This is a genomic window from Acidobacteriota bacterium (genome assembly GCA_035471785.1).
Taxonomy (GTDB): Bacteria; Acidobacteriota; UBA6911; order RPQK01; family DATIPO01; genus JANQFM01.
In genome coordinates this window covers 20355-45552 of sequence record DATIPQ010000034.1, presented here as the reverse complement: position 1 = coordinate 45552, position 25198 = coordinate 20355, and the positions used below count along the sequence as shown (strand labels likewise).

The window sequence follows — 25198 nt, the reverse complement described above, 5'->3', positions numbered from 1 at the left end:
GGCGCGCCACGAAGGTCGACCCCCTTCGCTCGCTGCGCACGACCTAGTGCTGCCTGTCAAGAAATTCTGAGCCAGGACCACCCTCCGTTTCTTGTCCTGCAACGGACAGATTCGCGGGCCCCTTCCTCCTCCAAAGGCAGGAGGCCGAGGCAAGGCTTCGGAAGGCCGGCAGCGACTGTGCTGAACGTCGAGCACAAGCCCCCTGAAGGGGAGCCATTCGCTAGCCCAGCGACTGTGTTGAAAGTCAAGTCCGGGCTCGCCGAAGGCGAGCGATTCGCCAGCCCAGGGTCAGCCCCGGCGAGCGCCAGCGAGACGGCGGCGCCACCCTGGGTTTCGGACGGCAAAGGTGCGAACGCTGAAAGCGTGGAATAACGCGACGGGGAGGCTCAAAACTCCTGATGCACTGCACTAGGTGAGCACCAGGTGGCCGTCGCGGATCTGTCCCTTGCAGCCAGAAACGGGGGCACTATCTTCAATCCTCGATGCGCTTGGCGGTGAAGACGCCGTTGGGCTGCTTGAAGACGAGCTGGGTGGCCCTTTCGCCGCCCTCCTCGTCGAACTGAAACTCGACGCTGAAGCCCTGCAGGTCGCCGATGTTGAACTCGGTGCCTTTGTAGGGCTTCAAGGTGTAGGTGGGCTGGCCGGTGATGGACAGGGTCAGCTTGTCGCCTTTAACCGCGATCGTCATCTTTTGGGGACCGAGTTCGAAGCGGCCGGTGAAACGGGCCAGGTAATCCGGATCGGACAAGCGGGCCTCAGCTTCGCGCCGGAAGACGATGGGATCCACCGAGGGCTCGAAAGGCGCCGAGACGCTGGTGATGTCGCCCCTCAGGTTGGTTTCGAACTGCAGTTTGAAGTCCTCGAAGGTGCGGTCGTCGGGATTTTCCAGTCCGTTGAAGGTGTCGTAGTGCCAATGCTCCAGAGGCGTCACGATGCCGTTGTAGGTGAGCGTCAGTGCGTCCCCGTCGTAGGCGATGGAGAGCTTGCCGTAGCCAGGATGGACGTAATCGCCGGCATAGTCTTGCAGGGGATGGGAATGCTGGGTGCCGGTGATGCGCAGGGTCTCCTTCTTCTCCTCGCTCTCCTTCTGCATCTCGAGCCCCTTGGCCCGGTTTTCCAGGGCCTCAGCCATCCAGTCCTTGCCTTCCAGGTCGAGGATGCGGTCGGTGGCGTGGGCGGTCAGCAGCGAAGGCAGGGCCGAGGCGTTCTGATTGGTCAGGACAACGATTCCCAGTCCTTCGAAGGGATACATGGTGACCAGGGCTGAGAAGCCGTCGATGTTCCCGCCATGCTGGACGCGGTACTTGCCCTGGTAGGTACTGAGCATCCATCCCATGCCGTAGCTGGCCGGCGAACTGCGGCCCGAGGCGGGAAGTCCAGGAATGACCATTTGAGGCGTCACCAGTTCGGTCAGGGTATCGAGCTGGATGATCTGCTCGCCTCCAACCTTGCCCTTGTTGAGGAAGACCCGCATCCACTGCACCATGTCGTTGACGCTGGAGTTGATCGACCCGGCCGGCCCCACGTTGCTGATGTCGCGGAAGTTCATGCCCTCGATCTCTTCCTCGTGGACCTGGTAGGGCAGAGCGTAATCGTCGCTCTGCTGCGAGTCGGCCACCGAGAAATTGGTGTTGATCATTCCCAGCGGATCGAGGATGCTTTCCTGAATGGCCTGCTCCCAGGTGGTGCCGCGGAGTTGTCCCACCAGGTATCCGGCCATAACGAACATCAGGTTGTTGTACTGCCAGACTTCGCGCAGCCCTTTGCTCAACGGCAGGAACTGAAGGCGATGCAGGATTCCCTCCCGTCTCAGGTCGCGGTTGTTGTACCAGACCAGGTCGTGGCGGGGCAGCCCGGTGCGGTGGTTGACCATGTCGCGGGGAGTGACGCGATTGCCCACGAATTCATCGTGAAGCCTCCACTCGGGCAGATATTCGCGCACCGGCATGTCCCAGTCCAGCCTGCCCTCATCGACCAGGAGGCCCATGGCGAAAGCGGTAAAGGCTTTCGAGGAGGACCCGATGGCGAAGAGGGTATCGGGGGTGACGGGCAGGTCTTCTTGCCGGTTGCGTTTGCCGAATCCCTTGGCGTAGACCACTCGGTCGTCGGCCACCACTCCCATAGCCAGCCCCACGGCCTGCCAGTCCTCCAGCCCTTTCTCGATGAACGCGTCGAAGCCCTCCAGCGACTGAGCGGCCTTGGCCGCCAAGTTCTTGCCGCGGGTCAGTTTGAAGGGAATCGTCTGTCCGGCCTGAGTGAAGTCGCCGCTGATGGTCTCGCCGTCATCGGCGAGTTTTCCGGCAAAGGTCGGATCGCCCGGGGCGCCGGGGATCTTGAAAGACACGTCGTTGCGGGAAAAGGCCACGTCCTGCAAGGGCACGCCGCTAGCGCCTTGGGCAGGTATGGATATCTTCCCGGTCCAGACGCCGTCCTCGAGAGCGAAATCGACCTGGATCTCGAGGGAATTGGCGGGGATCTCTATGGCGCCTTCCCAGTGTCCTTCAATGGACGGAGTCTCAGCGCTCGAAGCGGCGCCGACGGCAAGAACGAAAACCAGCCAAATGGTCAAAATACGGGTATTCATCGACAACTCCTCCTCATGCTGCACATGCACTCTGCTGACTCCGCCTCTACGGGCGAAGACCGGGATTCATTCGTGGAGAATGTCGAGGGCTAAGACGGCTCCCACCTTCCAGAGACCTGCCAGCCCCAGAAGTCTGAGCAGGAGCAAGTCTGGTGGGAGGCGCATCCTTGCGGCGATGGAGGAGACCCGACACCAGGACTAAATGGGCCAGACCAAGGCGGTGGCCCAACTTGAGTAGCTCTGGATGAGTTCCAGACTGCTCCCACACCTCATTGAACGCTGCGAACGGAGAAACTGGAATCTCCACCCACCTCAAAAGTCTCCACCGGCTCACCCGAGTTGTCCATTGCCTCCATCGCCGCAGGGATGCGCCTCCCACCCTCTGTGGAGCGGTTCGGCGGGAAAGCTGGGCTGAGACGCCTGCAACGTTCAGGCAAGCAGTTCGGCCGGCAGCTTACCCGTGGGCACATCCCGGCGGCAACCACTACGGCTCAGCGGGCTGCTCGCTCTCTCCAAATGGGCTACCATACGGCCATGCTGAGAACCGCCTTGTTTCTGATCGCCACGCTGCCCTTTTGCGTCAGCCTGGCCGCCCAACATGCCATCGAACGGCTGCCGTCGCCAGCCGGCAACGGCAGCGCCCAACCCAGCCTGACCACCGGTCCTGACGGACGCGTCTACCTCAACTGGCAGGTAAAAGAAGGCGATGACGTCCTGCTGCGCTTCGCCATATGGAACGGCGAGTCCTTCGCCGAGGCCCGTACCATCACCCGCGGACCCGACCTGCTGGCCAACTGGGCCGACTTTCCTTCCCTGGCAGCGACTTCCGACGGGTTGCTGACGGCCCACTGGATGGTGCGCCGCGACCAGCGTTACTCCTACGACGTCTACGTCTCCCGCTCCGCCGATGAGGGCAAGACCTGGACCGAGCCCGTCCTGCTCCACAAGGACGGCAAGTTGGCCGAGCACGGATTCGTCAGCTTCATTCCCCACCCCGACGGACGGCTGGGCGCGGTGTGGTTGGACGGGCGCGAAATGGCGGCGGCCGAGGGCTCGTCGGGCGACGGGCATGGGCACGGCGGCTCGGGCGGAGCGATGACCGTCCGTTACGCCGAACTCGATTCTCAGGGCCGCCCTGGCAAGCGTCAGGTCTTGGACGCCCGCGTCTGCGAATGCTGCCAAACCGACGCCGCTGCGACCTCGGCAGGGGCCGTGGCTGCCTTCCGCGACCGCTCGCCCGAAGAAGTCCGCGACATCGGCATCGCGGTGTACGATGACCGCCAAGAGGCTTGGCAGGAAACCAGCATCGTGGCCCCAGACCACTGGAAGATCCCGGGATGCCCGGTCAACGGTCCCCGCCTCGACGCCGACGGCGACCGCGTGGCACTGGCTTGGTTCACCATGGGGCGGGACGGAGTACCCAAGGTCAAAGCCGCCTTCTCCACAGACGCCGGACGCACCTTCTCCACTCCCACCGTCATCAGCCAAGGCCTCACGCTCGGGCGCCTCGACACCCTGCTCCTGCCCGACGGCAGCGCCGTCGTGGCCCTGCTTGAAAAAGCCGGCAAAGAGGCCGCCGACCCCGACATCCGCCTCAAGCGCATCACCCCGGACGGCACGCTGACCCACGACCTGAAAGTCGCCCCCACCAGCGCCCGACGTCCCTCCGGCTTCCCCCGCCTCGCCCTCTCCCACAACCACATCTACATCGCCTGGACCGACCTCGCCGCCGACCAGGTCCGACTGGCCCGCCTTCACCTGCCCGAATAAGGCCCGCCCTTTCTTGTAAAGAACAACCCGGCCCAAGGGGGTCTGGTAAACTTACGAGGATCGACGGTCGGCCGCGGGCGGCCGGCTTTTTACTGAGACGAGGACGGAGATGGCTCGTATTTACAAGGCTCCCCGCGGATCGACGGAACCCAACCTGGGACGCACCCTTCCTTCTCTTCTCATCGAGGCTCTGGAAAAGAACCCCTGCCCCAAGGCCCTCAATCAGCGCAGCGGCGACGGGTGGCGTTCGTTTTCGACGGGAGAGTTTCTGCGCCTTTCCGAGGAAACCGCGCTGGGATTGCTGGAAATCGGACTGGCGCGGCAGGACCGCATCGCCCTCTTCATGCATTCCGACGTGTATTTCTGCGTGGCCGACATGGCCTGCCTCATTGCAGGCATGATCGACGTCCCCATCTACCTGACCCACGCCCCCGAGTCGATCCGCTTCGTGATGCGCCACGCTCAAGCCCGTGCGCTCTTTGTCTCAAACATGGAACTGCTGGAAAAATTGGGGCCATTCCTGGGGGAACTGACGCGCACCAAGGCCATCATCGTAGCCCAGACCGAGGACTTCGCCGAGCCTCCCACCCATCCCGACATCCCCGAGGACGTGGAAGTGCGTACCCTGCACCAGGTCCGCATGCTGGGCCGGAAGCTGCTGGAGAAAGATCCCGAGGCGGCTGCCCAACTGAGGGAAGAAATCGATCACCGCGACGTCGCCACCATCATCTACACCTCGGGAACCACCGGCAAGCCCAAGGGCGTCATGCTCACTCACGAAAACATCAGCTTCAACTCGCTGGGAGCTTTCCACGAGAACACCGTGGTCAAGAAGGGCGAGGGACGCATCTTGTCCTTTCTGCCGCTGACCCATGTCTTCGCCCGCATGCTGCAATACGGCTACATGAACTACGGCAGCGAAGTCTACTTCTGCGAGCCGGAGGAAGTCTCCCGCCTGCTCAAAGAAGTCAAGCCTTCGGGATTCGCCACCGTCCCCCACTTGTTGGAGAAGGTCTACGAAAAGATCGTCCTGACCGGCGCCCAATTGACGGGAACCAAGAAGCGGGCCTTCGACTGGGCGCTGAGGCTGGCCAAAAAGTACGACCACAACAAGCTCAAAGGACCCCTCTTCCTGGGACAGCTCAAACTGGCCGACAAACTGGTCTTCAGCAAGTGGCGCCAAGCCCTGGGCGGCGAGGTGGAGTGCGTCATCAGCGGAGGCGCCGCCCTGCGCCCTGAACTGAACAACCTCTACCTGGCCGCCGGAGTCACCGTAGTGCAAGGCTACGGCATGACCGAAACCTCCCCGGTCATCACCTACAACCGGGTGGAAGACAACCACCCCGGGACCGTGGGGACGCCCCTGCCGGGAGTGGAGGTGACGCTCGCCGAGGACGGCGAGATCCTCACCCGCGGACCCCACGTCATGCGCGGGTACTACCGCAATCCCGAGGGCACCCGCGAAGCCGTCGACGAAGAGGGATGGATGCACACCGGAGACATCGGCAAGGTCGTCAAAGGCCGCTACCTCAAGGTGACCGACCGCAAGAAGTCTCTTTTCAAGCTCTCCACCGGAAAATACGTCTATCCGCAACCTCTGGAGGGCCGCCTGACCGCCCAGCCCCTGGTGGACGAAGCGGTCGTTGTGGGTCCCGACCGGAAGTACGTGACCGCCCTCCTCGTTCCCGACGAGGAAGCCCTGAGGGTGTTCGCCAAGATCAAGGGCCTGGACAAGGACGCCCCAGTGGAAGAACTGTTGGCGGCGACGCCCGTCGTCAACCGTTTCGACCAAATCGTGCGCGAAGCCAACGATGGCATGCCTTCCTGGGTGCAGATCCAGTATTTCCGCCTCATCACCGACGAGTTCTCGGCCGAGAACGGACTCCTCACTCCCACCCTCAAAGTCCGCCGCCCGGTAGTCTACGAACGCTTCGCCAAAGTGATCGACGACATGTACCGGGAATCGCCGCAAGAAGCCCGCAAGGCCTCCTAGCAATTCCTCCGTCCTCTCTTGCCATTAGAAAAATAGGGCGCTTCCCTGGGATAACCAGGGACGTCGCGACAGAGGAATGACGCGTCGAACCCTTAACACAACCTAGGAGGTTAATCATGTCAGTACCTGTGCTTGGCACCTATGAGTCCGAAAACGGGAACTTCAAAATCCAGATCACCTCGGCAAACCCGAGCAACGGTCAAATCGAAGGAACCTACGAGACCAACTACAGCCCCAAGGGCGGTTTCAAAGTCTCGGGGAAGATCGGGAACTATTCCTGGGTGGCCCCCGCCGGTAATGCCCCCTTCGTCATTACCTTCTCCGTCCTGCGGCGTCCCGACGGCTTCCCCTATGCCATCAGGGACACCTGGACGGGCGCCTATCAGAAAGGGGATACCATGTGGCTGGACGGCTCACGCTCCTACATCAACGAAGCAGGCAATCCGCAGCAAGTCGGAGGCCTGGGCACTTTGACCTTCTCGATGTAAGGACGCTCCTGGGTAACTTCCGGGAATGTCCTTAGCTCTCACGGGAGGGTGAAACCCGCTGCCGGCGGGCATCTCGCCCTCCCGCCCCTTTTCCGCCGCCCCTCAAAGCCCGCCCTCTGCCGAGAAATCGCTTGACAGGTGATCCCCGCCTATGTAATGTGACGTTATCTAATATCGGATGAGGGGGTACGGCGGATGCAGATACCAGACATCACACACCTGCAATTCAAGGTCTTGTGCCAGTTAGCGGGACGGGAGCGTTGCGGCGCCGAGGTGCGGGAGCAGCTTCGCCAAGTAGGGGTGCGTCAGACGGGTCCCGCCTTCTACCAGATGATGTCGCGCATGGAGAAGGCCGGATGGGTGGAGGGCTGGTACGAGCAGGCTGAAATCGAGGGCCAAGTGGTCAAGACGCGCCGCTACCGCCTCACCGAGCCCGGCGCCAAGGCTCTTCGCCAGACCCGCGAGTTCTACCTGGAAAGCCTGCGCAGGCTGGAGGAAAACGAGGGGTTGGCCGGTGCTTGAGCGAGTGACGCGAAGACTGGGCGCGCTGCTGCCCGAGAAGTACCGCCGCGAGGTCTTCGAACCCGTCTGCTCAGACTGGCGCATGGCCCATCTCAAAGCCAGGAAGGCAGGGCGCGGAAGCAGGCGTTTCGGACTGGTGTTCGGGTCCGGGCTGGTGCTGCTCTTCCTTCACTGCCTGTGGATCTCCTTGAGGCAGGAATCGGCATCCCGGAAAGGATCGGCCAAGATGAGATGGATTCTTCAAGACATACGCCTGTCGGGGCGCGGCTTGATGCGCAACCCCGGATTCGCACTGGCCGTGGTGGCCGTCCTGGCCCTGGGCATCGGAGCCAACAGCGCCATCTTCACTTTTCTCGATCAGGTCGTCTTCAGGCCGCTGCCTTTTCCCGATCCCTCGCGGGTCTTAATGCTGTCGACCTTCAATCCGCGCCAGGGGAGCGAGCGCGAAGAGGTCTCCATACCCGACCTGATCGACTGGCGCGAGCGCAACCGCTCCTTTTCGTCGCTGGTGGGCTATACCGCCTGGGGACTGGTCTTGAGCGGCGACCACGAGCCGGAAGACATCGCCACGGTGGCCACCCAGGCCGGACTCTTCGAGGCTCTGGGCGTGAGTCCTCTGCACGGACGGACCATCCTCGAGTCGGACGAACCCACCCGTGCCGTCATCCTCAGCCATCGCCTCTGGCAGAGGCGATTCAACGGCGACCCTTCGGTGGTGGGACGCACCGCCCGCATGGACGGCCAGCCTTACCTGGTGCTGGGCGTCATGAAGCCCGACTTCGCCTTTCCCACCCCCGCCGTGGAGGCCTGGGTGCCCCTGCACGTGGAGGCTCGGGAGCAATCCCGCCGCTCGCGCTGGATACAGGTTATCGGACGGCTCAAGGAGGGAGCGACCCTGGAGCAGGCGCGCCAGGAGTTCAACGCGCTGGCGGCGGCATTGGGCCAGGAGCATCCCGACACCAACAAGGATTGGCAGATCGCATTGGAACCGCTTCCTCAAGTGGTAGCGGCCCAGGCCCGCTCGGCCCTGTGGATGCTGCAAGGAGCCGTCATCCTGGTCTTGCTCATCGCCTGCGTCAACGCCGGCGCCCTGTTGCTGGCGCGCTGTCACCTGAGGCGCCGCGAGATCGCCATCCGCAGAGCGCTCGGGGCCGGACGCGCACGCATCTTCCTGTCGGCCTTGACCGAGAACTTTCTGCTCTGCCTGGGAGGCGCGGCGCTGGGAGTGGCAGCGGCGGCGCTGGGAGTCCGCGTGTTGGCGTCAATGATGCCGGCCACTTTGCAGTCCTACGACTTCTACAAGGCCTCCGCGGCCGCCTTCCCCCTGCTCAAGCAGGCAGGACTGGACTGGAGAGCGGTGGTCCTGGCACTGGGGCTCAGCTTGGCGACGGCCGCAGCGCTGGCGCTGCTCGCATCGGGCTTCACCAGAGGAGCCTGGTCGCAGCGGCTGCGGGAGGGAGGGGGCACCGACGTGGGCCACCGCTCACACCGCGCGCGCCGCCTGCTGGTGGCGCTTCAGGTGGCGCTGGCCCTGCTCCCCCTGGCCGGAGCCGCTCTCCTTTCCCGCAAGTTCGTGGAGCAGCTTCAGGTGGACCCCGGTTTCGAAGTCGACAACCTGCTCACCTTCGAGGTGGGGATGGGACACCTGGAAAAGGCCTCTGACCGGGCGGCCTTCGTGCGCCGGGTGCGGGACGAAGTGGCTTCAATCGCGGGGGTGGAGGCTGCCGGATACACCACCGTACTGCCTTTCACAGGCGTCGACTGGCGGGCCGGCTTTCACATCCTGGACCGCGATCCCGCCGCTCAAGACACCGACCCCACGGCCCTCGTCCACCGGCTTCACCCCGAGTACTTCCGCGCCTTGGGAATCGCCTTGCAGCGGGGACGCCTTTTCGATTCCCGCGACCACTCGGCCAGTCCGCTGGTGGCCCTGATCAATGAAGCCGCGGCCCGCCGCTACTGGGGGAATGACGACCCGCTGGGCGAAAAGATCTACTTCCGCTCGCCCCAGCAGAGCTTGCAGATCATCGGCGTGATGGCTTCCATCCGCTCCTCCGGGCTGAGCCACGAGCCGGTGCCCGAAATCTACCTGCTCTTCGACCAGAGTCCCGCCCACTACTTCCGCATGGCGGTCCGTACCCCACTTGGGCCCGGCCAGGTCATGCCCGCCGTCAAGGAGAGGATCTGGGCCGAGGACGCCGAATTGCCCGTCACCGAGGTGTCCAGCATGCAGGAGATCCTCGACCGGACCATGGCTCCGCAGCGTTTTACGCTGACCATCATGGGACTCTTCGCGGCGGCGGCGCTTCTGCTCTCCGCCACCGGAACCTACGCCGCCATCGCCTACCTGGTGGCGCAGCGCCGCAGGGAGATGAGCGTACGCATGGCGCTGGGCGCGGGACGCGGACAACTGATGTCGCTGGTGATCCGCACCGGGATGCGGCCGGCCCTGGCGGGGTCGGCGCTGGGACTGGTCGGTGCCGCCGCTCTTTGGACCTTCCTGGAACGCGTGATGGGCGGGTTCTCGTTGGCCGACCTGACGGCCCTGGCCGCTGCCGTCTTGCTGCTTTTGGCTGCTGCCCTGTGCGCTTGTTGGCTGCCCGCCCGACGGGCCTCGTCGGTCGATCCCGCTTCAGTGATCAGATCCTCTTGAAGGACCAGAAGAAGCAGAAAAAACAGCAGATTAGGCATCCGCCTGCCGAAAGAGTATCGTAATAGAAGCGTAATTGCTCTAAAGCAACAATGGCTACTTCTGTTCACCTCTCTCCCAAGGAGGAGCTATGTCGACCTGTTTTCGGGTGCTTTTTCTAGCACTAATCTCCCTTGCCTTTCTTCAACCGCTGGTGGCCCAACCCGTCGAGGGCATTACCTTCGGCAGAGTCATTGCCGGAGACTTGACCGACGAGATCGATGCTTCCACCGAACTGCTGCTGACCAATCGCGATGCCCAGCAAAGCGACTGCGACGCAATTGTGTTTTTCACCGGAGCCTCCACCGCAGGGGGCGTTCCCGTGGTTCTCTTCAATGGGGAAACCCGGCCCAGCAACGCTTTCGAGGTGCAAATCCCGCGGGGAGGAGCCAGCAAGATCACCATTACCGCCGAGGGCCCCTTGGTCGAAGGCGCCGTATTGGTGGCGCCCCTGGCTCCCTGCGGCCAGGACTCCATCAACGGAACGGCCCGTTTTGTCCTGAACGAAGGCGGCGCCCTCAACGAGCTCTACACGATCGCGCCCAACAACCGGAATACTTGGCTGCGCAACAATCAGTGCTTCGCCATTTCCACCTGCCTGCGCACCGGTCCCAGTTCGGGCTTCGGCAACAACCTGGGACTCGCCACCACACCCGTTGCGCCCGGTTTTCCGGCGCCCAGCGGAACCATCCTGGAAACCACCGTTTTCGATGAGAACGGAGATATGGCGGCTGGACCCGGCACCCAGGTGCTGCCCAGCGAACACCAGGCCTTCTTTCCGCTCAGCAACTTTCCCGGCCTCTCCGACGGCGTCTACACCCTGGTTATTTGCCTGTTCAGCCCCGACACTCAATTCAATGTCGATCTGACCACCATTCAGGTAGGAACCGACAACCAGGGCAACGCCCAGTTCGACGCTCCGATCTTCGCCGACGGCTTTGAGTCCGGGGACGTCTCGGCTTGGACGAATCAAACCCCTTGAGGGCCAAGGGGAGGGAGGAGATGGCGGAAGGGTTTGCGTCCGCCATCTCCCCCAAAGGGCCCAGGCGGGAAGGGCAGCCGGGGCAGAGAAAAGTGAGCCCGGGCTCAGAGCGAAGTGAGGAAGGCCAGCAGCGCTTCTTGCTCCTCTCGGCTGAGGCGGTTGAAGAGTTCGATGACTCCCGCCGCCTCATTGCCGTGTCGGGCAATGGCTTGCGATGGGGTCGCGGCGCTGCCGTCGTGCAGCAGAGGACGCCGGAAACGAAGGCCCCACAATGAGGGAGTGCGGATCTCGTTGGCTGCGGCGTCCGCCTGTTCGATGCCGTCCCCGGTGCCCACGTCGTGCAACAACAAATCGGAGTAGAGGTTTACGAGCCGGCGGTCGAAGACCGGATTCGGATTGGGACCGGTCATCAACGTGGGGACATGGCAACCCGAGCATCCCACCAGGCGGAAGAGCGCTTCGCCCTCACGGACCTGGGCGGTGCGCGGTCCCCTCTCGATGGGAGCCAGGAACTTCATAAAAGCTTCAAAGGCGTCGATTCCGCGCAGGCCGGTGAGGGGCTCCACCCCGTCCTCGGGGTCGGGCACGGGATCGCACAGTGCAAGCGTCTCCGGGTCGATGCCCGCCGCCATCTCATTGCGGAAGAGGTCGTTGGTGATGCCCATCTCGTTACGATAGGCGTCGGCCCCGAAGGCCAGCAGGGTAGCGTGCTGGGCCTTCCATCCGAAGCGCCCCACCCGCTCTTCTCCCGAGTCGAGATCGATGACGCGGGCGGCGCGTCCGCTGATGCCGTCTCCGTCGAGGTCCTCGGGATCTTCCAGAGCCAGCAGCGTGGCATCGGCGATGGCCTCCACCAGACCTGCTCCGAAGAGCGGGATGGGAACACGGCGCGAGACCACGTTGGCCGCAGGCGGAATGCTTGGCTGGCATACCTGGTTGGGCAGGGCGAAGAGGTGATAAAGGGTATCGCCGCCCAGCACGGTAAAGGTGCCGTCATCCTCCAAGCGTCCGGCCCGCACGCCCGCCACGGGACTGATTCCGCCGATGGCCGGCGTAGCGTGGCATTGTGCGCAGGACAGGCCGTTGAAGGCCGGACCTAGACCTTCGCCGGCGTCCTCCACCTCCAAAAAATCGTCCAAACCGATGCGGAAGAGTTCGAACTCGTCGGCCGTAATGCCCGCCAGCGGATTGCCCGGCTGGGAAGGACGGCCTTGACGGGGCTGTGACCCCGGCTTGGTCCTGAGTTCCTGGGGGCTGAGCGCGGATACGCTTGGCAGCGGGCTCCAGTGGAATGCCAGCAGGCCGAGCGGAACAAGACCCGAGAACAGAAGCGCCAGTAGTTTTTTGCTCATTACTTCACCACAATCTGTCCGCGCATCAACGTATGTCCGGCGCCGCAGGCTTGCGAACAGTGAAAAGGAAAGGTTCCTTTTTCCTGGGCTCGGAAGAGGACGCGGGCCACTCCCCTTCTCCGCTTGGGCACGACGACGTCAACGCCCGCGTCGGGGATGAAAAAGCCATGATTGGTATCCAGGCTGCGGATGCGCAATTCCACCACTTCGCCTTGAGTAAGCTCGATTTGCGAGGGAATGAAGTGGAAACGCTCGGCCACGATGTGAATGACCCGGTCAGCCTCGTCGGCCTTGTCTGAAGACAAGGGCCATCCTCCCAGCAGCCCGCCCGCTGTCACAGCAAGAAGGGCGACCAGGATCAAGCTCCAAAACGCATTCCTGAAAAGAATCTTGTATTGCATTAGAACCACCATCCGATTCCGAAATTGAGGACGTTGCGGGCCTTGATGAAGCGGCTCTCGTTGCGCAGTACGGTGTAGTCGAACTTCAAAGCCACGTCAGGATCGGGAAAGAAGGTAAATCCCGTCACGAAGGCATCACGGTCGAATTCCCCCAGCGGCAGAAAGCCCTCGGCCATCTTGTGCTGAGTGTTGAAGTTCTCGTAGCGGTGAAAGAACACCAACTCCTGGCGCCAGAACGAAGGCAGCACTTGAGCCGCACCCTCCAGGTAAAATCCGCGCATCTGCTCGGCGATGTTGGGATTCACGCCGGTCGTGAGCTGCAGACGCGAGTTGAGACGAGCCGTGTCGCTGATGTTGACGTGCGCGAACTGCCCCCGAAAGCCGAAGCGGCCCATATCAAGGCGACCGTCAAACTCGAAAATGTCGACGCGGGGATTGATACCGGGCGTTTCGAATCCGGCCTGGCTGGTCCAGAAGCTGGTCCCCAGCAGGAGCCCGGGCAACCCATGGTATTCCAAGCGGCCGGTGAATCCGGGATTCTCGGAAACCGATTCGAAGGCCTTCTGGGGAGCCTCGGCCAGACCCTCCTCGGCACTGATGAAAGAAGCGTTGAGGGGAGACATGACATAGGCCCGGTAGACGAAGCCCTTGCCCAGGTCACCGTGAATGCCGACCCCCGGATCAAACCAGGTGGTGGGGATGATGAAGGTATCCACAAAAGGCCGTTCCACCCCGTTGAAGGTAGGGGGCTCATGCCTTTCATTAATCAGCCCCACCGGAGCCAGCAAGACCCCGGCCCGGAAGTTGAGCCAGGGCTTGACGGCGAAGTCGAGGTACGCCTGCTCCAATTCCAGTTCACCGCTCCTTTCAGCGCCTTCGACGAAGGCGTGTTCCAGTTCCAATTCGCCCCAAAAGCGGATGCGGTCGGTGAACTGGTGCCCGTAGAGAAGCACAAAGCGGTGAAAGTCCGCGATTCCGGGCTGTGACTCCGGTTTGTTGAAGTGGAATTCCATATACCCGGAATAGGGCATGCGTACTTCGCTGGATTCATACGCGATCACGCCTTCGTCGGTCGGCAGAACCTCCGCCATGGGAAGCTCTTGATCCTGCTCTTCTTCGGTCCCGGCGACCGATTGCGGCGGCTGGGCCTCTTCCTTACCGCCTTCGCGGCCAGCCTTCTCGGCCTTCAATTCTGCAAGCTCGCCTTCCAACTGCCGGATGCGCTCTTCCAGCATTTCAAGTTTCCGCACCAGATCTTGCGACTTGGCTCCCTCCTCTGACCATTCCGCCAGAACCGGCGAGAAGAAGAGAAACAAAAGAGGAAGCAAAAATTTAGTATAGGCTAATTTCAAAATCAGACTCCATGAAATTCAAAATATACAGCCCCTAAACAGCTCCGTCAAGTCACGGCCTCCAAGTCGCCTTCGTGCAGCGTTCAAGAGGCGCCACGCCGGGAGTGCAGATAGGGTAAAGTGGAGACATGCTGGGCGTGCTGCTGGTTTTGGCGTTGCTGACGGGAGTGGCGGCCATGCTGGTGGTGCGTCTGGCGCCGCCGCCATGGATGGGTCTGGTGGTGCTCGCGGGCATGGCCGGAGCGGTGCACATGACAGCGCTGCTGGCACTGGCCCAGTGGCGGGCCCGCCGCTTGGAGAGCGATTTCCGGCAGGCTCCGGCCCAGGTCGTGAGCAAACAGGGCCGGGCCTTTCGCCTTTACTTTCTGGCGGGCGGTTTGATGCCTGTCTGTGTCCTGGCGATCGTGTCGGGAGTGCTCTTGCTGCTGCTGGGAGCGGGCCATGCGTCGGCCGCTTTGCTGGGAGCCGTTGCGGGAGCCGGCGTAATCGCTCTGCTGGGCGGACTGCAGGGACTGCTGCTGCCAGGCGCAGCGCGGGCCACGCTGGCGCTGTGTTGGAAACGGCTTCCCCACCCGAGCAGCTTGGTCAGTTCTCCGCCGCTAGCGGTTCCCCGGAGGATCTGGAAGCTGCTTTCCTCGGGCCTGCTCATCACAAGCCGCTACCGCAGCGTCGCCGACGCCGATCTGAGATCGCCCCGACCGGCCTTGCCCGGCTTGACCCGGGTGCTCGACCGGCAGCGGACGGGAGGCGGGGGGCGTCCTCCCCGCCTGGTGGCCGGCGGATGGACTTGGCCGGCCCGCGATCTCGTCCATCGCGCGCTGGCGGTTGCCGCTTTGGTGCTGTCACTGTTCCCGCTGATGTGGCTGGCCGCCGCACTGCTGCCCGCCGGCGCCCCCCCGGGCATGAGCCAGCAACTTCGGCGCCTGGCCTATTCGCGTCCCGGCCCGGGTCAGTCGCCCGCACAATCTTCGCGCGATTCCGGAAACGGTTCGGACAGCGGGGACCGCTCCGCTGAGGAGAGCGGGCAAGGCGGCCAGGAGGGCGATAAGGGATCCTCCTCCGGCCGGCAAGGCTCGGGACAAGCAGAATCCGGCCAGCCCTCCTCCTCCTCGCAGGATTCCGCTTCGGAAGGCGATTCGCAGTCCGGCGGCCGGGGAGACCCGCCGCAGGGGCAAGAGGCGAGCGGCGGAGAAGGAGGCTCGGGAGAGTCCGCCCAACAGGAAAACCAAGGCGATTCGGGGCAGGGATCGACCTCAGGCGAAGGCGAGGGGCAAAGCGAGTCCGCCGGAGAAAGCGGCGAAGAAGGTTACGGGCGCTCGGGCAACGACCCCGAAATGGACTTCCAGCAACCGCTGGTGGAGGTGCCCGAACTGAATCCCCAGGAGGCCCTGGAGCTGGACTTGCCTCCCCTGGAAGACGGCCGGCCCGGCCAGCAGCCGTCGTCCCGGGAGAGCGGAGAGGAGCCGCCTGCGGAGGCGGTTTCGCGGGACCGCATGGCGCCTGCCAGAGGGCGCAGTCCCGCCGGCGAGTCCTCCTCGCAGCGGCTGCCTAACTGGATTCGGGTACTTTGGGACCGGATCTCGCAGTCCTCGGCCGGCGATCAGCCGCCCTTTACGCGAAAGGAGAACCCGTGAGCCGCAACGTGCAGCACTTCGCCTCCACCCTGCTCGAGTCGGTGGGACGGCGCATGTACGGACTTGAAGAAGTCACCCGGCTCTGCCTGTGCGCCCTTTACTCGGGCGGCCACGTCCTCCTGGAAGGCAATCCGGGGCTGGGCAAGACCGACCTCATCAAGAATCTGGGACGCCTGCTGGCGCTGCCCTTCGGACGCATCCAGTTCACGCCCGACCTGATGCCCGCCGACATTACCGGGACTCTGATGCCGGACGCCGGCGGACAGCTCGTCTTCCGCCCCGGACCGGTTTTCACCTCGCTGTTGTTGGCCGACGAGATCAACCGCGCCACTCCCAAGACTCAGAGCGCCATGCTGGAAGCCATGGCCGAAAAGCAGGTCACCGTGCTGGGCGAGAAGCGTCTTCTGGAACGTCCTTTCATGGTGCTGGCCACCCAAAACCCCATCGACATGGAGGGCACCTACAACCTGCCCGAGGCTCAAGCCGACCGTTTCATGTTCAAGATCCTCATGCCCGTGCCCGGAGCCGGGGTGCTGCGCCGCATCGTGGGCAAACGCGCCGGACGCAATGCCCGCGGGGAGATCATCGTCCCCCTGGGAGAGCCTGAGGAGGAAAAGCCCGCGGCCCTGCCCCGCGATTTGGAGGACTCGCGCCGCAAGTACCAGGAATTGCGGCGTCTCATTCACGACATGGCTCCGCTGCCGGCGCTTGAAGAGCACGTCGCCAACCTTTTCCTGGCCTCCAACCACCGCCTGTCGGAAGCCTCAGGCCTGGACAAGCGGCAAAGCGAACGGCTTGCCAAGCTGGGCCAACTTCTCCTCTACGGACTCGGGCCCCGCGCCGGAATCGACCTCATGCGGGGAGCCAAGGCCTATGCCCTGCTCTTCCGCGAGGGAGCGGAAACCGCCGAGGGCATCGACCTGGTCAAGGTTGCGCGTCCCGCCCTGCGTCATCGGGCCCTGCTCGATCTCGACTGGGACGAGCGCTACCGCCAATTGACCCGCCAGCCAGAAACACGAGAGTCACATCTGCGCGAACGATTGCTGGCCGACTTCATCTACCACGCCGCGCCGTCCACCGCCGGCTACCGCGACACCCTGCGCAGCGACCCCGACCTGCGCCGCTACATCGGAGAGGAACAATGGTAGTAACCGCCAAGGATCGAAGCTTATGTCCTGAGGGGTGGCGCCGCCGTCTCGCTTGGGCTCGACGGGCCCCTGGGCCAGCGCTAATGCCGCTTACAGACAAGAAACTGAGGGCGCTGGCTGAGGATTCATGAACGGCAGCACTAAGGCGCGATCCGAGCCGGGATAGAGACCATGGCAATAGAACGTTCCAACCCGCTGACGGCGGCGCTCTTGGAACGCTACCGTCTGCGGGCCCGCAAGCTGCTGCGTCCGGGCATGGTCGGAGCCCACCAGACGCGGCGCAAGGGGCAGAGCCTGGAGTTCCGCGAGTTTCAGCGCTACGCCCGGGGCGACGACATCCGCCACGTCGACTGGCGGGCCTCGGCCCGTTTCGGAGGCAAGCACGACCTGCTGGTACGCAGCTTCGCCGCCGAGGAGCAATTGACGCTGGTCGTTTCCCTGGACACGCGCCCCAGCATGCTGCTGCCCGAGGCACTTCCCAAGCTCCAGGCCGCCCTGTGGACGGCCCAAGCCCTGGGAACCATCGCTTTGCGCTCCTCAGACCGGGTGGTCCTGCACCGGCTCTTCGGACCCGCCGCGGGAAGCGCCGCCGAGCTGGCGGGCACGGCTTCAGTCACGGCTCTGGCGCCCGCCCTCAAGCGCCTGGCGCGTCCGCTGTCGGGGCAGGACGAAGAACTGCCTGCCAATCTCAGCCTGCTGGGACGCCTGCTCCCTCCGGCCGGAGTGTGGGTCATTCTCACCGACCTTTACTTTGACTCCGAGGCGACGGCGCGCCAATTGGGACACAAGATCGCCGCCGCTCAAGACGGCTTGCGCTGGGTCATCCTCATCGACCTCGACTCCTGGCCTCACGAAAAGGCGCTGCTGGGAAGGGGAGCGCGGCGCATCGAAGGGCTGCGCAGGCGCCAGGACGATCCGCGGGTGGAGCTTGACGAATCGACCTTGAGACAAGTGGAAGAGCGCATCCGATCGGGCAAGCAGCGCCTGCGCAACCACCTGCGCCGCAGCGGGCTCGACTGGCTGCACTGGGCCTATCCCGCTCAAGAGCGCTTCGACGCAGAATCGTTTTTTCGCGCCTGCTTTCTCGATGATCCCGTGCTGGAACGGCTGTTTATGCGGGAGGCGAAGTGACCCTGACCTGGCTGGCGGCACTGATGGGTGCAGTATTGGCGGCCATGGTGCTGGCCCACCTGGCGCGTCCGCGCATCGAGCGGCGCAGGATCTCCTCCAGACGCTTCTTCCGCGAACTGCCCCCCATCAGCCGTTCGGCCCGGCGCTGGCGTTGGAATCCGCCGCCCATGACGCTCTCCTTCTGGCTGCGGGTGGCGGTTGTCGCGCTGCTGCTGGCCGCCCTGCTCTCGGTGGGCCTCGAGTGGGAGGCGGGTGCGGTGCAGGTCTCCGGCGCCGCCCTCCTGCTCGACACCTCGGCCAGCCTCTCCACCGGCGTCCCCCAAGGCGGAATCCGCTTTGAGGTGGCCCTGCAACGGTTGCAGGAACTCTTGCAGCAAGTCCGCCCATCGGGTCAGGCCTCTTGCTTTCGATTGCTGGCCTTCGACCTCGAAGTCCGGGAAATCGCGTCGGGAAGCGCCTCCCAGGTCCTGACCGCGGCCCAGAGCCTCTCTCCGCGGGCGCTGGGGACCAACCTTGACCTGGTTCGACAAAGCGCGCGAAGGCTGCTGGAGGGAGAGGTCGCAGGCCGTCAGGCGCCGTCCGTCCAGCCTACCTGCCCGGTGGGTGCGGTGGTGGCCATCAGCGACCGTCCGGCGCCTCAATGGGCCGCCGAACTTTCGGCCTGGATCGATATCGGAGGTCCCGTCGACAACGCCGGCTTCACCACTCTGTCGGCCCGCCGCGACCCCCTCACCGGACGCGTCGATGAAGTCCTGGCCGAGCTGCGAAGCTGGGGTCCGCCTCCAGCCCGAGCGCGCCTGCGGGTTCAGGCGCCTGACGGGTCCATCCTCAGCGACCAGTCCCCCGCCTGGGAACGGGGACGCGCCAGCCTGCGCTTCGCTCCCGCCAGAGCCGGACGTCATCGCCTCGTCCTGACGTCCCCGGACGCCTATGACTACGACAACCAGGCCGTCATCGACATCCCTCCAGCCCGCCGCCTGCGGGTGGAGTGGGGCATCCAGGCCCCCGCACTGCTCCAGCGGCTGGGATGGCAGCGCGCAGCGCCGACCGTCAACGGCGCCGGGCAAGGCCCCGACTTGAAGGTCCTGCCCTGGACGGAACTGGCAGATGCGTCCCCGGCCTCACAGAACGCCGTCCCCGCCCTCTACCTGGGTCCCGGCTATGCTCAACCCTCGGGCGGGGAGGTTCCCCCCTCGACCCAGATCTCAGACTTCCTCGAATCCAGCCCACTGCTCGCCGGACTCAACTTCGACGTTGCCGAAGCCCTGGGCATCGCCGCCCCTCCGCAGCCCCTGCCCGAAACCTTCACGCCCGTCCTTCGCGGACTCAACGGAATCTGGATCGGACTGCGCGCCGACCCGCCCGCGGTCTACATCCCCGGCCCCCCGCTAGGCGGCGAAGACGACGCGGGACGCTTCTCGACCACCGTCTTTTTCAACGCCGTGCGACATCTGCTGGGCCACCGTCCGCTGCCTCCCCTCTACACCCTCACCACACCCTCCCAACCGCTGCCCGAAGGCAGCCGTCTGGCCCTTCATGACCAGGAAGGAAATACCGCCTACCAGCCCCGTTCCCTGGGCAACCTCTCCACCCTTTCACCGGTCGCGTCCCGAGCCGCTTCGGCGCCCGTCTGGCCGGCTCTGCTGGTCTTCAGCGCCGCCCTCTTCCTGGCCGAGACCCTGCTATCCGCACGAAAGCCTTGAAATAGCCTGCTGCAAAGGGAGTTCAGGATTTGCAGCCCTTGCTCCGATGGGCGGCTTGCATTACACTCTGCGGCTATTGACGAGGAGATGCCATGATTCTAGCCGACCATGAGATTCGCAAGCTGGCCCTCGAGGAGCAAATGATCGAGCCCTTCCAGGACGGACAGGTGCGGGGCGGCGCCATCAGCTACGGGGTCAGTTCCTTCGGCTACGACATGCGCATCGCCGGCGAGTTCCGCGTCTTCACTCCCAACGCCTGGAATAGCGTGGTCGACCCCAAGGACATCGACGAGCGGGCCATGGTGGAATACGCGGTCGACGACCACATCCTCATCCCGCCCAACTCTTACGCGCTGGGACGCTCGCTGGAATACTTCAAGATCCCCGACGAGGTGCTGTGCGTGGTTCTGGGCAAAAGCACCTACGCCCGTTCAGGAATCATCGTCAACGTGACTCCGCTGGAGCCGGGCTGGGAAGGTCACGTCACCATCGAAGTCAGCAACGCCACTTCCCTTCCTGCCAAGATCTACGCCAACGAAGGCATCGCCCAAGTGCTCTTCTTCCGCGGCAACCGTCCTCACACCACCTACCGCGACAAAGGCGGAAAGTACCAGGGCCAGACCGGCATCACCCTACCCCGCATGGAAGAGCCATAGCAGCATTACTCCTCTGGGCAACATTATTTCCTTGCCGACTTCAAGTTGCGCTGCTATTTTAAAGATATCGAATTAATTAAGACTCTTAATTAATTGGCTAACAACCACCATCCACGGGAGGTAGAACATGCAACGGATTAACGGACGCAGTCGAATGTGGCACTGCCTTTTTGCGGTTTTGCTGATGGTTTCGAGTACATCCAGCGCCTGGGGACAACCCTGTCAGAATCTGGTTTTCAGCGATGAGTTCGATGGGACCGCGGTAGACACGGGCAAGTGGGAGTTTCAGGAAGGGGACGGCTGCAACATCGGGCTGTGCGGATGGGGAAACGGCGAGCTGCAGTGGTACAAGGCCGAGAACGCCACCGTGGCAGACGGCATCCTCACCATCACCGCCAAAATGGAGCGGATGCGGGGCAGCCGCTACACCTCGGCGCGCCTGCGCACCGCCAACCGGCCCGGCGGCGGCGAATGGACCAACGGACGCTTCGAGGCCCGCATCAAGCTTCCCGAGGGACAGGGGTTGTGGCCGGCCTTCTGGATGCTTCCCACCGATCCCGACGTGGGATGGCCCAGCAGCGGCGAGATCGACATCATGGAATCCACGGGTCAGGCCTCGATGTTCGCCAGCGGCACCATTCATTTCGGCGATCCCTTCCCCGACAACTCCTTCACCGGGGCCAGCATCCTTAAGCAGCCGGGAAAGTGGTCGGACGACTTCCACGTTTTCGCCATCGAGTGGGACCCCTTGGAGATCCGCTGGTATGTGGACGACCTGCTTTACTCAGTCAGGACGCCCGCCGATCTGGGAGGGCACAGTTGGCCCTTCGAGAACTATGCCTACCACTTTCTTGTCAACGTGGCGGTGGGGGGAACCCTGGGAGGAACGCCCGATGACAGCATCTTCCCCCGCAGCATGCTGGTCGATTACGTCAGAGTCTACGACCGGGGGCAGCCCTCCCTGTCGGGGCCCCACATCGTAGGACCCGCCGCCTCAGGCGTAAGCTACAGCGTCATCGACGAGAACGGCACGGGCGGCAGCTACGCCTGGACGGTGCCCGCCGGAGCCACCCTGGTCTCGGGTCAGGGAACCTCCAGCATCACCGTCGATTTCGCCGACAACGGCAGCGGCGCGGTCGAGGTCAGCGTCGACAACAGTTGCGGCACCGCCGACCTGAGCCTGCCGGTCTTCGTGGAGCCCACGCTGACGCCCCAGTTCGTCTTCGACGACTTCGAGTCCAACCGCAACGTGACCTATACCTTCGTGGAAGGCTCTTTCGACCCTTCCGCGCCCAATCCCTCTCCGGATTCGGTCAACAGCAGCGCCGTGGTGGCCCAGTACGTCAGGGAGCCGGTGCCTTTCGACGTGATCGCCATGCAGACCGCGGATTTAACCGACGCGGGACTTTTGGTGAGCGGGCAAGAGGCCTTCTTCTTGGACGTGCTGACAACAGCCCCGGCGGGAACGCTGATCTTCCTGCAGCTTGAGGATTCCTCACTGGCCACGCCGGAGAACTTCCCCGCCGGACGTCATTCCCGCTACTCAGCCAACACCGGGCCCGGCAGCGGCTGGCAGCGCTTGCGCTTCCGGCTGGACGCCCGCCTGGACGGCAATGTGGCCGACACTCAGGTCGACTCCATCATTATCCTCTTCGATTCCGGCAACTCCAGCAGCGACACCTACTACTGGGACAATTTCGACCTCTACGGAATGGGGGGCGGAGGCCAGGATCCGGCCGCAAGCGTACACGTGGAGAACATCGCCACCGGCACGCAGGGAGCCGGAATGGGACAGAAGTTCGGCACGGCTACGGTCACCGTCCGCGACAATAACGGCGATCCGGTGGCCGACGTGAACGTGACCGGGACCTTCAGCGGGACCTTCAGCGAGACCGCCAACGCCGTCACCGACGCCAACGGAGAAGCGGTCTTGCAGACCCAGTCCACTGCCGGCGGGAAGGTGACGGTCAACGTCTGCGTCGACAACCTGAGCCACGCCACCCTCAGCTACGACCCCTCGGCCAACCAGGTCACCTGTCAGTAGCGCCGCGGGACGCGCTTTGGGCTCAAGCCGACACGGTCCGGTCCTGCTGGTCTGTGGTCTTCTCCCGATAACTTTCGAAGCGACCGTTGACGTAAATGACGCGGTGTTCCAGGCGGGCCAGGTAAGACGCCGCCACCGAAGCCCGGGCGCCGGTCGCGCAGTGGACGAGCAGCGTCCTGTCGGCGGGGATGTCCTTTCGATACTCGGGCAGGCGCGTGTAAGAGGCGTTGTGCGCGGATGGCACGTGCCCGGCCGCGAATTCGGCGCCGGTTCTGACGTCCAGCACCAGCGAGTCTGCCCGCAGACGCAACTCCTGTAGGGCACTGATGTCGACCTCCTCGATTGCGTCGGCTTGGCCTCCGCCCTGAAAATAGCGTTCCAAGGTGGAGGGGTCGGCGAATCCGGGCAGATTGTCGTAGCCGATGCGCACCAGGTCGCGTACGGCTTCTTCCAGCCGGTCTTCGTCGATAATCAGGTAAAGGGGCGTCGTCTCGTCTTCGACGACCGAGCCTACGGCGGTATTGAAGATCCTCAGCGGCGCATAGAGGCTGCCGGGGATATGGCGGGCCATAAAATCGGAACGGCTGGTGCGGGCGTCCACGATCAGGGCGTCCTTGCGCTTCGCCACCTTTCCAAGTTCTCTGGCCGTCAGGCTCCGGGGGCGGGGAAGATCGCTCAGCAGAGGAACGCCGTTCTTGTTGTCGCGCTTCATGCGGGCGAAATAAAGAGGAGGTTCGGGCTGACCCTCGAGGATGAAGTCGACAAAGGCGTCCTCGCCTTCCCTGGCCTTCTCGAAGGCCGGACTGAAGCGCATCTCGTAGCCGGCCGTGGTCATGGGAACGGCTCCCAGGGCCTTGCCGCAGGCCGACCCCGCACCGTGAGCCGGCCAGATCTGGAGGAACTCGGGCAATTCCAGAAAGCGCCGGGCCGAATTGTAGAGCCGGAGGGCCGACGGCTTCATCGCTCCCTCCACTTTGGCCGCCGTCTCCAGCAGATCGGGACGGCCCATGTCCCCCACGAAAACGAAATCGCCGGTGGCGATGCCCATGGGCTCCCCGGCACCGCCTCCACGGTCGGTCACCACGAAGGAAAGATGCTCGGGCGTATGCCCCGGAGTATGCAGCGCTTTGAATTCGATCTTGCCGATCCGGAAGGTGTCTCCGTCTTTGAGCAGGACGGCGTCACGGTCGCCCAACTTGACCCACTCATAGCGCCACTCCTCGCCTCCCTCGTCGGAGAGGTAAAGCCTTGCGCCCAAGCGATGAGCGAGCTCCCGGGCGCCGGACAGAAAGTCGGCATGGATATGGGTTTCGGCCACCGCGGCGATGTTCAGATCCTCGGCCTCGGCGACCTGTAAATAGCGGTCGATATCGCGCTCAGGATCGATCACGATGGCCTCGCCCGTGGCTTGGCATCCGATCAGATATGCGTACTGGGCCAGCTTGGCGTCTTTGATTTGCCTGAAAAGCATTTTTTCTCTCCCAAATCTTCTCTCACAGCTTAGCAACAAGTAGTGCTGAAAATGAAGCGTTGGCGGGAAAAACTTTAGCGGTGGACATTCGAATGTGTCAGGATTGAAGAAGATGACCGACGAGCAAATCAGTCAGGCGATCTCCTACAACCGAAGGCAGGGCTTCAGCACAGAGGAAGTCGAGTTCATTCAGCGAACCGTGGGTTCGGAGGCGGACGGACTCTGGGGATCCCTGACGGTCAAGGCGATCTGGCGGTGGCAAAAGGACCACGACATTCCCCCGGACGGCAAAGTCTGGCGCAACGATGCTGGAAACACCTGGCCCCGTATCAAGCAGGCCGGCGCCGAGGAAGAGCACGGCATCTTTCGCGTCGGCCTGTGGATCGATGATCCGCCCAGCCGGGTGCTCGAGGCAGGCTTCGCCGATGCGCTGCAAGAGATCGGCGCCACTTCGGCGGCCATCATGGTCAACGCCTCCAACACCCGGACCAGCGATCCGCCCTGGAAGCCTCTGTGGTCAAGCGGCCAACTTGTCCGGGCCGCCGAGCTGTTGCGGCAGCGGAACATCGAACTGATCCTGACGGCTTGGCCGCGGCCCTCGGCGAGCCAGATCGGAGAGATGAGACCGGCCCTGGCAGAGTTGCTGGATGCCACCGGCGCCGAAGCCCTGGAACTCGATGCCGAAGGGAATTGGAGAAGCCGTTTCCTGGAAGGCTTCGCTTCAATGCAAGAAGCCGGGCAGGCGCTGGCAGGAGAGCTCCGAGCCCTGCTGCCCCCCGGCGGACGCTTGGAACTGACCACCTATCCCTTTCATTCCGAATTCACTTCCTCGGCCGCCCTTTCACCTCATATGGACGTCCTGTTGCCCCAGGCCTACAGCGTCTTCCGGGCCGACGACGACGCTACTCATTGGGGAGAGCAACTGGCGCCCGGAAACATGCAGCGGCTGGCTATCGAGAGGGCCCGCAGCGTCTCCGGCCCCGCCGTGGCCTGCGGACTGGCGGCTTATTTTCAGGACCGCTATCCCGGCCACAGCGCCCAGGACTCGATGTCTAGCGCTCTCCAGGCCGTGTCCGCCGATGGCGTCTCCGAGATCCGCTACTGGTCCTCCAAGTGGACCATCGGCCATATGAAGAACGCCTATGCCGAGGCCTTCTTGCGCGGAATTCCCAAAGCGGACGCGTGAAGTCGAGCCGCGCCTTTTTCTCCTTGTAACGGGATGGCCGGCCAAGGACGACAGCGGTTCCCACACCGGTACGCACCCAAAAGACCCCAAAG

Annotated in this window: 18 protein-coding genes; 13 read left to right on the top strand and 5 right to left on the bottom strand. The window is 63.7% G+C overall.

The annotated features are described in order from the left end of the window. Window positions 1-472: 472 nt before the first annotated feature. A complete protein-coding gene (locus VLU25_05240; protein HSR67326.1) occupies window positions 473-2584 on the bottom strand; it encodes a serine hydrolase in 2112 nt (703 codons plus the stop codon). 534 nt (window positions 2585-3118) lie between these two features. Here VLU25_05240 and VLU25_05235 point away from each other — a divergent pair. The 6 genes from VLU25_05235 to VLU25_05210 all read left to right on the top strand — a co-directional run bounded on the left by VLU25_05235 (window position 3119) and on the right by VLU25_05210 (window position 11028). Continuing rightward, complete coding sequence (locus VLU25_05235; protein HSR67325.1) at window positions 3119-4354, top strand: sialidase family protein; 1236 nt, start codon at window positions 3119-3121, stop codon at window positions 4352-4354. 109 nt (window positions 4355-4463) lie between these two features. After that, window positions 4464-6347, top strand: a complete 1884-nt coding sequence (locus VLU25_05230) for a long-chain fatty acid--CoA ligase (protein ID HSR67324.1) — start codon at window positions 4464-4466, stop codon at window positions 6345-6347. 116 nt (window positions 6348-6463) lie between these two features. After that, window positions 6464-6835: a hypothetical protein gene (locus VLU25_05225; GenBank protein ID HSR67323.1), complete on the top strand. Its 372-nt coding sequence runs from the start codon at window positions 6464-6466 to the stop codon at window positions 6833-6835. Between the two features lie 195 nt (window positions 6836-7030). Beyond that, on the top strand, window positions 7031-7357 hold the full coding sequence (locus tag VLU25_05220) for a PadR family transcriptional regulator (protein ID HSR67322.1): 327 nt from the start codon (window positions 7031-7033) through the stop codon (window positions 7355-7357). A 4-nt stretch (window positions 7358-7361) separates the two neighbouring features. Further along, window positions 7362-10010 (top strand): ADOP family duplicated permease, encoded by a 2649-nt coding sequence (locus tag VLU25_05215; GenBank protein HSR67321.1) that lies wholly within the window; start codon window positions 7362-7364, stop codon window positions 10008-10010. Window positions 10011-10137: 127 nt separating this feature from the next. Continuing rightward, window positions 10138-11028: a hypothetical protein gene (locus VLU25_05210; GenBank protein HSR67320.1), complete on the top strand. Its 891-nt coding sequence runs from the start codon at window positions 10138-10140 to the stop codon at window positions 11026-11028. Between the two features lie 104 nt (window positions 11029-11132). Here VLU25_05210 and VLU25_05205 read toward each other — a convergent pair whose 3' ends face one another. The 3 genes from VLU25_05205 to VLU25_05195 form a co-directional block, all read right to left on the bottom strand. Continuing rightward, window positions 11133-12380, bottom strand: a complete 1248-nt coding sequence (locus VLU25_05205; GenBank protein HSR67319.1) for a di-heme oxidoredictase family protein — start codon at window positions 12378-12380, stop codon at window positions 11133-11135. Continuing rightward, window positions 12380-12685, bottom strand: a complete 306-nt coding sequence (locus VLU25_05200) for a cupredoxin domain-containing protein (protein ID HSR67318.1) — start codon at window positions 12683-12685, stop codon at window positions 12380-12382. The genes VLU25_05205 and VLU25_05200 overlap by 1 nt, the downstream gene beginning before the upstream one ends. A gap of 95 nt (window positions 12686-12780) precedes the next feature. Continuing rightward, window positions 12781-14109, bottom strand: a complete 1329-nt coding sequence (locus VLU25_05195; protein HSR67317.1) for a hypothetical protein — start codon at window positions 14107-14109, stop codon at window positions 12781-12783. 152 nt (window positions 14110-14261) lie between these two features. On the opposite strand from VLU25_05195, the gene VLU25_05190 reads away from it, so the two are divergent. The 6 genes from VLU25_05190 (at window position 14262) to VLU25_05165 (ending at window position 22449) form a co-directional block, all read left to right on the top strand. Further along, the gene (locus VLU25_05190) at window positions 14262-15767 is read left to right on the top strand and encodes a hypothetical protein (protein ID HSR67316.1); all 1506 of its coding nucleotides are present in this window, start codon (window positions 14262-14264) and stop codon (window positions 15765-15767) included. Further along, on the top strand, window positions 15764-16915 hold the full coding sequence (locus tag VLU25_05185) for an AAA family ATPase (GenBank protein ID HSR67315.1): 1152 nt from the start codon (window positions 15764-15766) through the stop codon (window positions 16913-16915). The genes VLU25_05190 and VLU25_05185 overlap by 4 nt, the downstream gene beginning before the upstream one ends. Before the next feature lie 171 nt (window positions 16916-17086). Next, complete coding sequence (locus VLU25_05180) at window positions 17087-18046, top strand: DUF58 domain-containing protein (protein HSR67314.1); 960 nt, start codon at window positions 17087-17089, stop codon at window positions 18044-18046. Further along, window positions 18043-19749, top strand: coding sequence for a hypothetical protein (locus tag VLU25_05175; protein HSR67313.1), 1707 nt, complete (start codon window positions 18043-18045; stop codon window positions 19747-19749). The genes VLU25_05180 and VLU25_05175 overlap by 4 nt, the downstream gene beginning before the upstream one ends. A gap of 92 nt (window positions 19750-19841) precedes the next feature. Next, the gene (gene dcd / locus VLU25_05170) at window positions 19842-20405 is read left to right on the top strand and encodes a dCTP deaminase (protein ID HSR67312.1); all 564 of its coding nucleotides are present in this window, start codon (window positions 19842-19844) and stop codon (window positions 20403-20405) included. A 127-nt stretch (window positions 20406-20532) separates the two neighbouring features. Beyond that, window positions 20533-22449, top strand: coding sequence for a family 16 glycosylhydrolase (locus VLU25_05165; GenBank protein HSR67311.1), 1917 nt, complete (start codon window positions 20533-20535; stop codon window positions 22447-22449). A 22-nt stretch (window positions 22450-22471) separates the two neighbouring features. Here the strand turns inward: VLU25_05165 and VLU25_05160 are convergent, their stop codons facing one another. Next, a complete protein-coding gene (locus tag VLU25_05160; GenBank protein ID HSR67310.1) occupies window positions 22472-23920 on the bottom strand; it encodes an MBL fold metallo-hydrolase in 1449 nt (482 codons plus the stop codon). A gap of 112 nt (window positions 23921-24032) precedes the next feature. Between VLU25_05160 and VLU25_05155 the strand changes: the two genes are divergently transcribed. Beyond that, entirely contained in the window at window positions 24033-25106 is a 1074-nt protein-coding gene (locus tag VLU25_05155; GenBank protein ID HSR67309.1) for a peptidoglycan-binding domain-containing protein, read from the top strand. Window positions 25107-25198 lie beyond the last annotated feature (92 nt).

Bases quoted from the DNA above. Each gene is read 5' to 3' on its own strand.
- VLU25_05155 (HSR67309.1), top strand. From the start codon at position 24,033: ATGACCGACGAGCAAATCAGTCAGGCGATCTCCTACAACCGAAGGCAG.
- VLU25_05230 (HSR67324.1), top strand. From the start codon at position 4,464: ATGGCTCGTATTTACAAGGCTCCCCGCGGATCGACGGAACCCAACCTG.
- VLU25_05220 (HSR67322.1), top strand. From the start codon at position 7,031: ATGCAGATACCAGACATCACACACCTGCAATTCAAGGTCTTGTGCCAG.
- VLU25_05180 (HSR67314.1), top strand. From the start codon at position 17,087: ATGGCAATAGAACGTTCCAACCCGCTGACGGCGGCGCTCTTGGAACGC.
- VLU25_05160 (HSR67310.1), bottom strand. From the start codon at position 23,920: ATGCTTTTCAGGCAAATCAAAGACGCCAAGCTGGCCCAGTACGCATAT.
- VLU25_05240 (HSR67326.1), bottom strand. From the start codon at position 2,584: ATGAATACCCGTATTTTGACCATTTGGCTGGTTTTCGTTCTTGCCGTC.
- VLU25_05165 (HSR67311.1), top strand. From the start codon at position 20,533: ATGCAACGGATTAACGGACGCAGTCGAATGTGGCACTGCCTTTTTGCG.
- VLU25_05210 (HSR67320.1), top strand. From the start codon at position 10,138: ATGTCGACCTGTTTTCGGGTGCTTTTTCTAGCACTAATCTCCCTTGCC.
- VLU25_05235 (HSR67325.1), top strand. From the start codon at position 3,119: ATGCTGAGAACCGCCTTGTTTCTGATCGCCACGCTGCCCTTTTGCGTC.
- VLU25_05205 (HSR67319.1), bottom strand. From the start codon at position 12,380: ATGAGCAAAAAACTACTGGCGCTTCTGTTCTCGGGTCTTGTTCCGCTC.
- dcd (HSR67312.1), top strand. From the start codon at position 19,842: ATGATTCTAGCCGACCATGAGATTCGCAAGCTGGCCCTCGAGGAGCAA.
- VLU25_05225 (HSR67323.1), top strand. From the start codon at position 6,464: ATGTCAGTACCTGTGCTTGGCACCTATGAGTCCGAAAACGGGAACTTC.
- VLU25_05190 (HSR67316.1), top strand. From the start codon at position 14,262: ATGCTGGGCGTGCTGCTGGTTTTGGCGTTGCTGACGGGAGTGGCGGCC.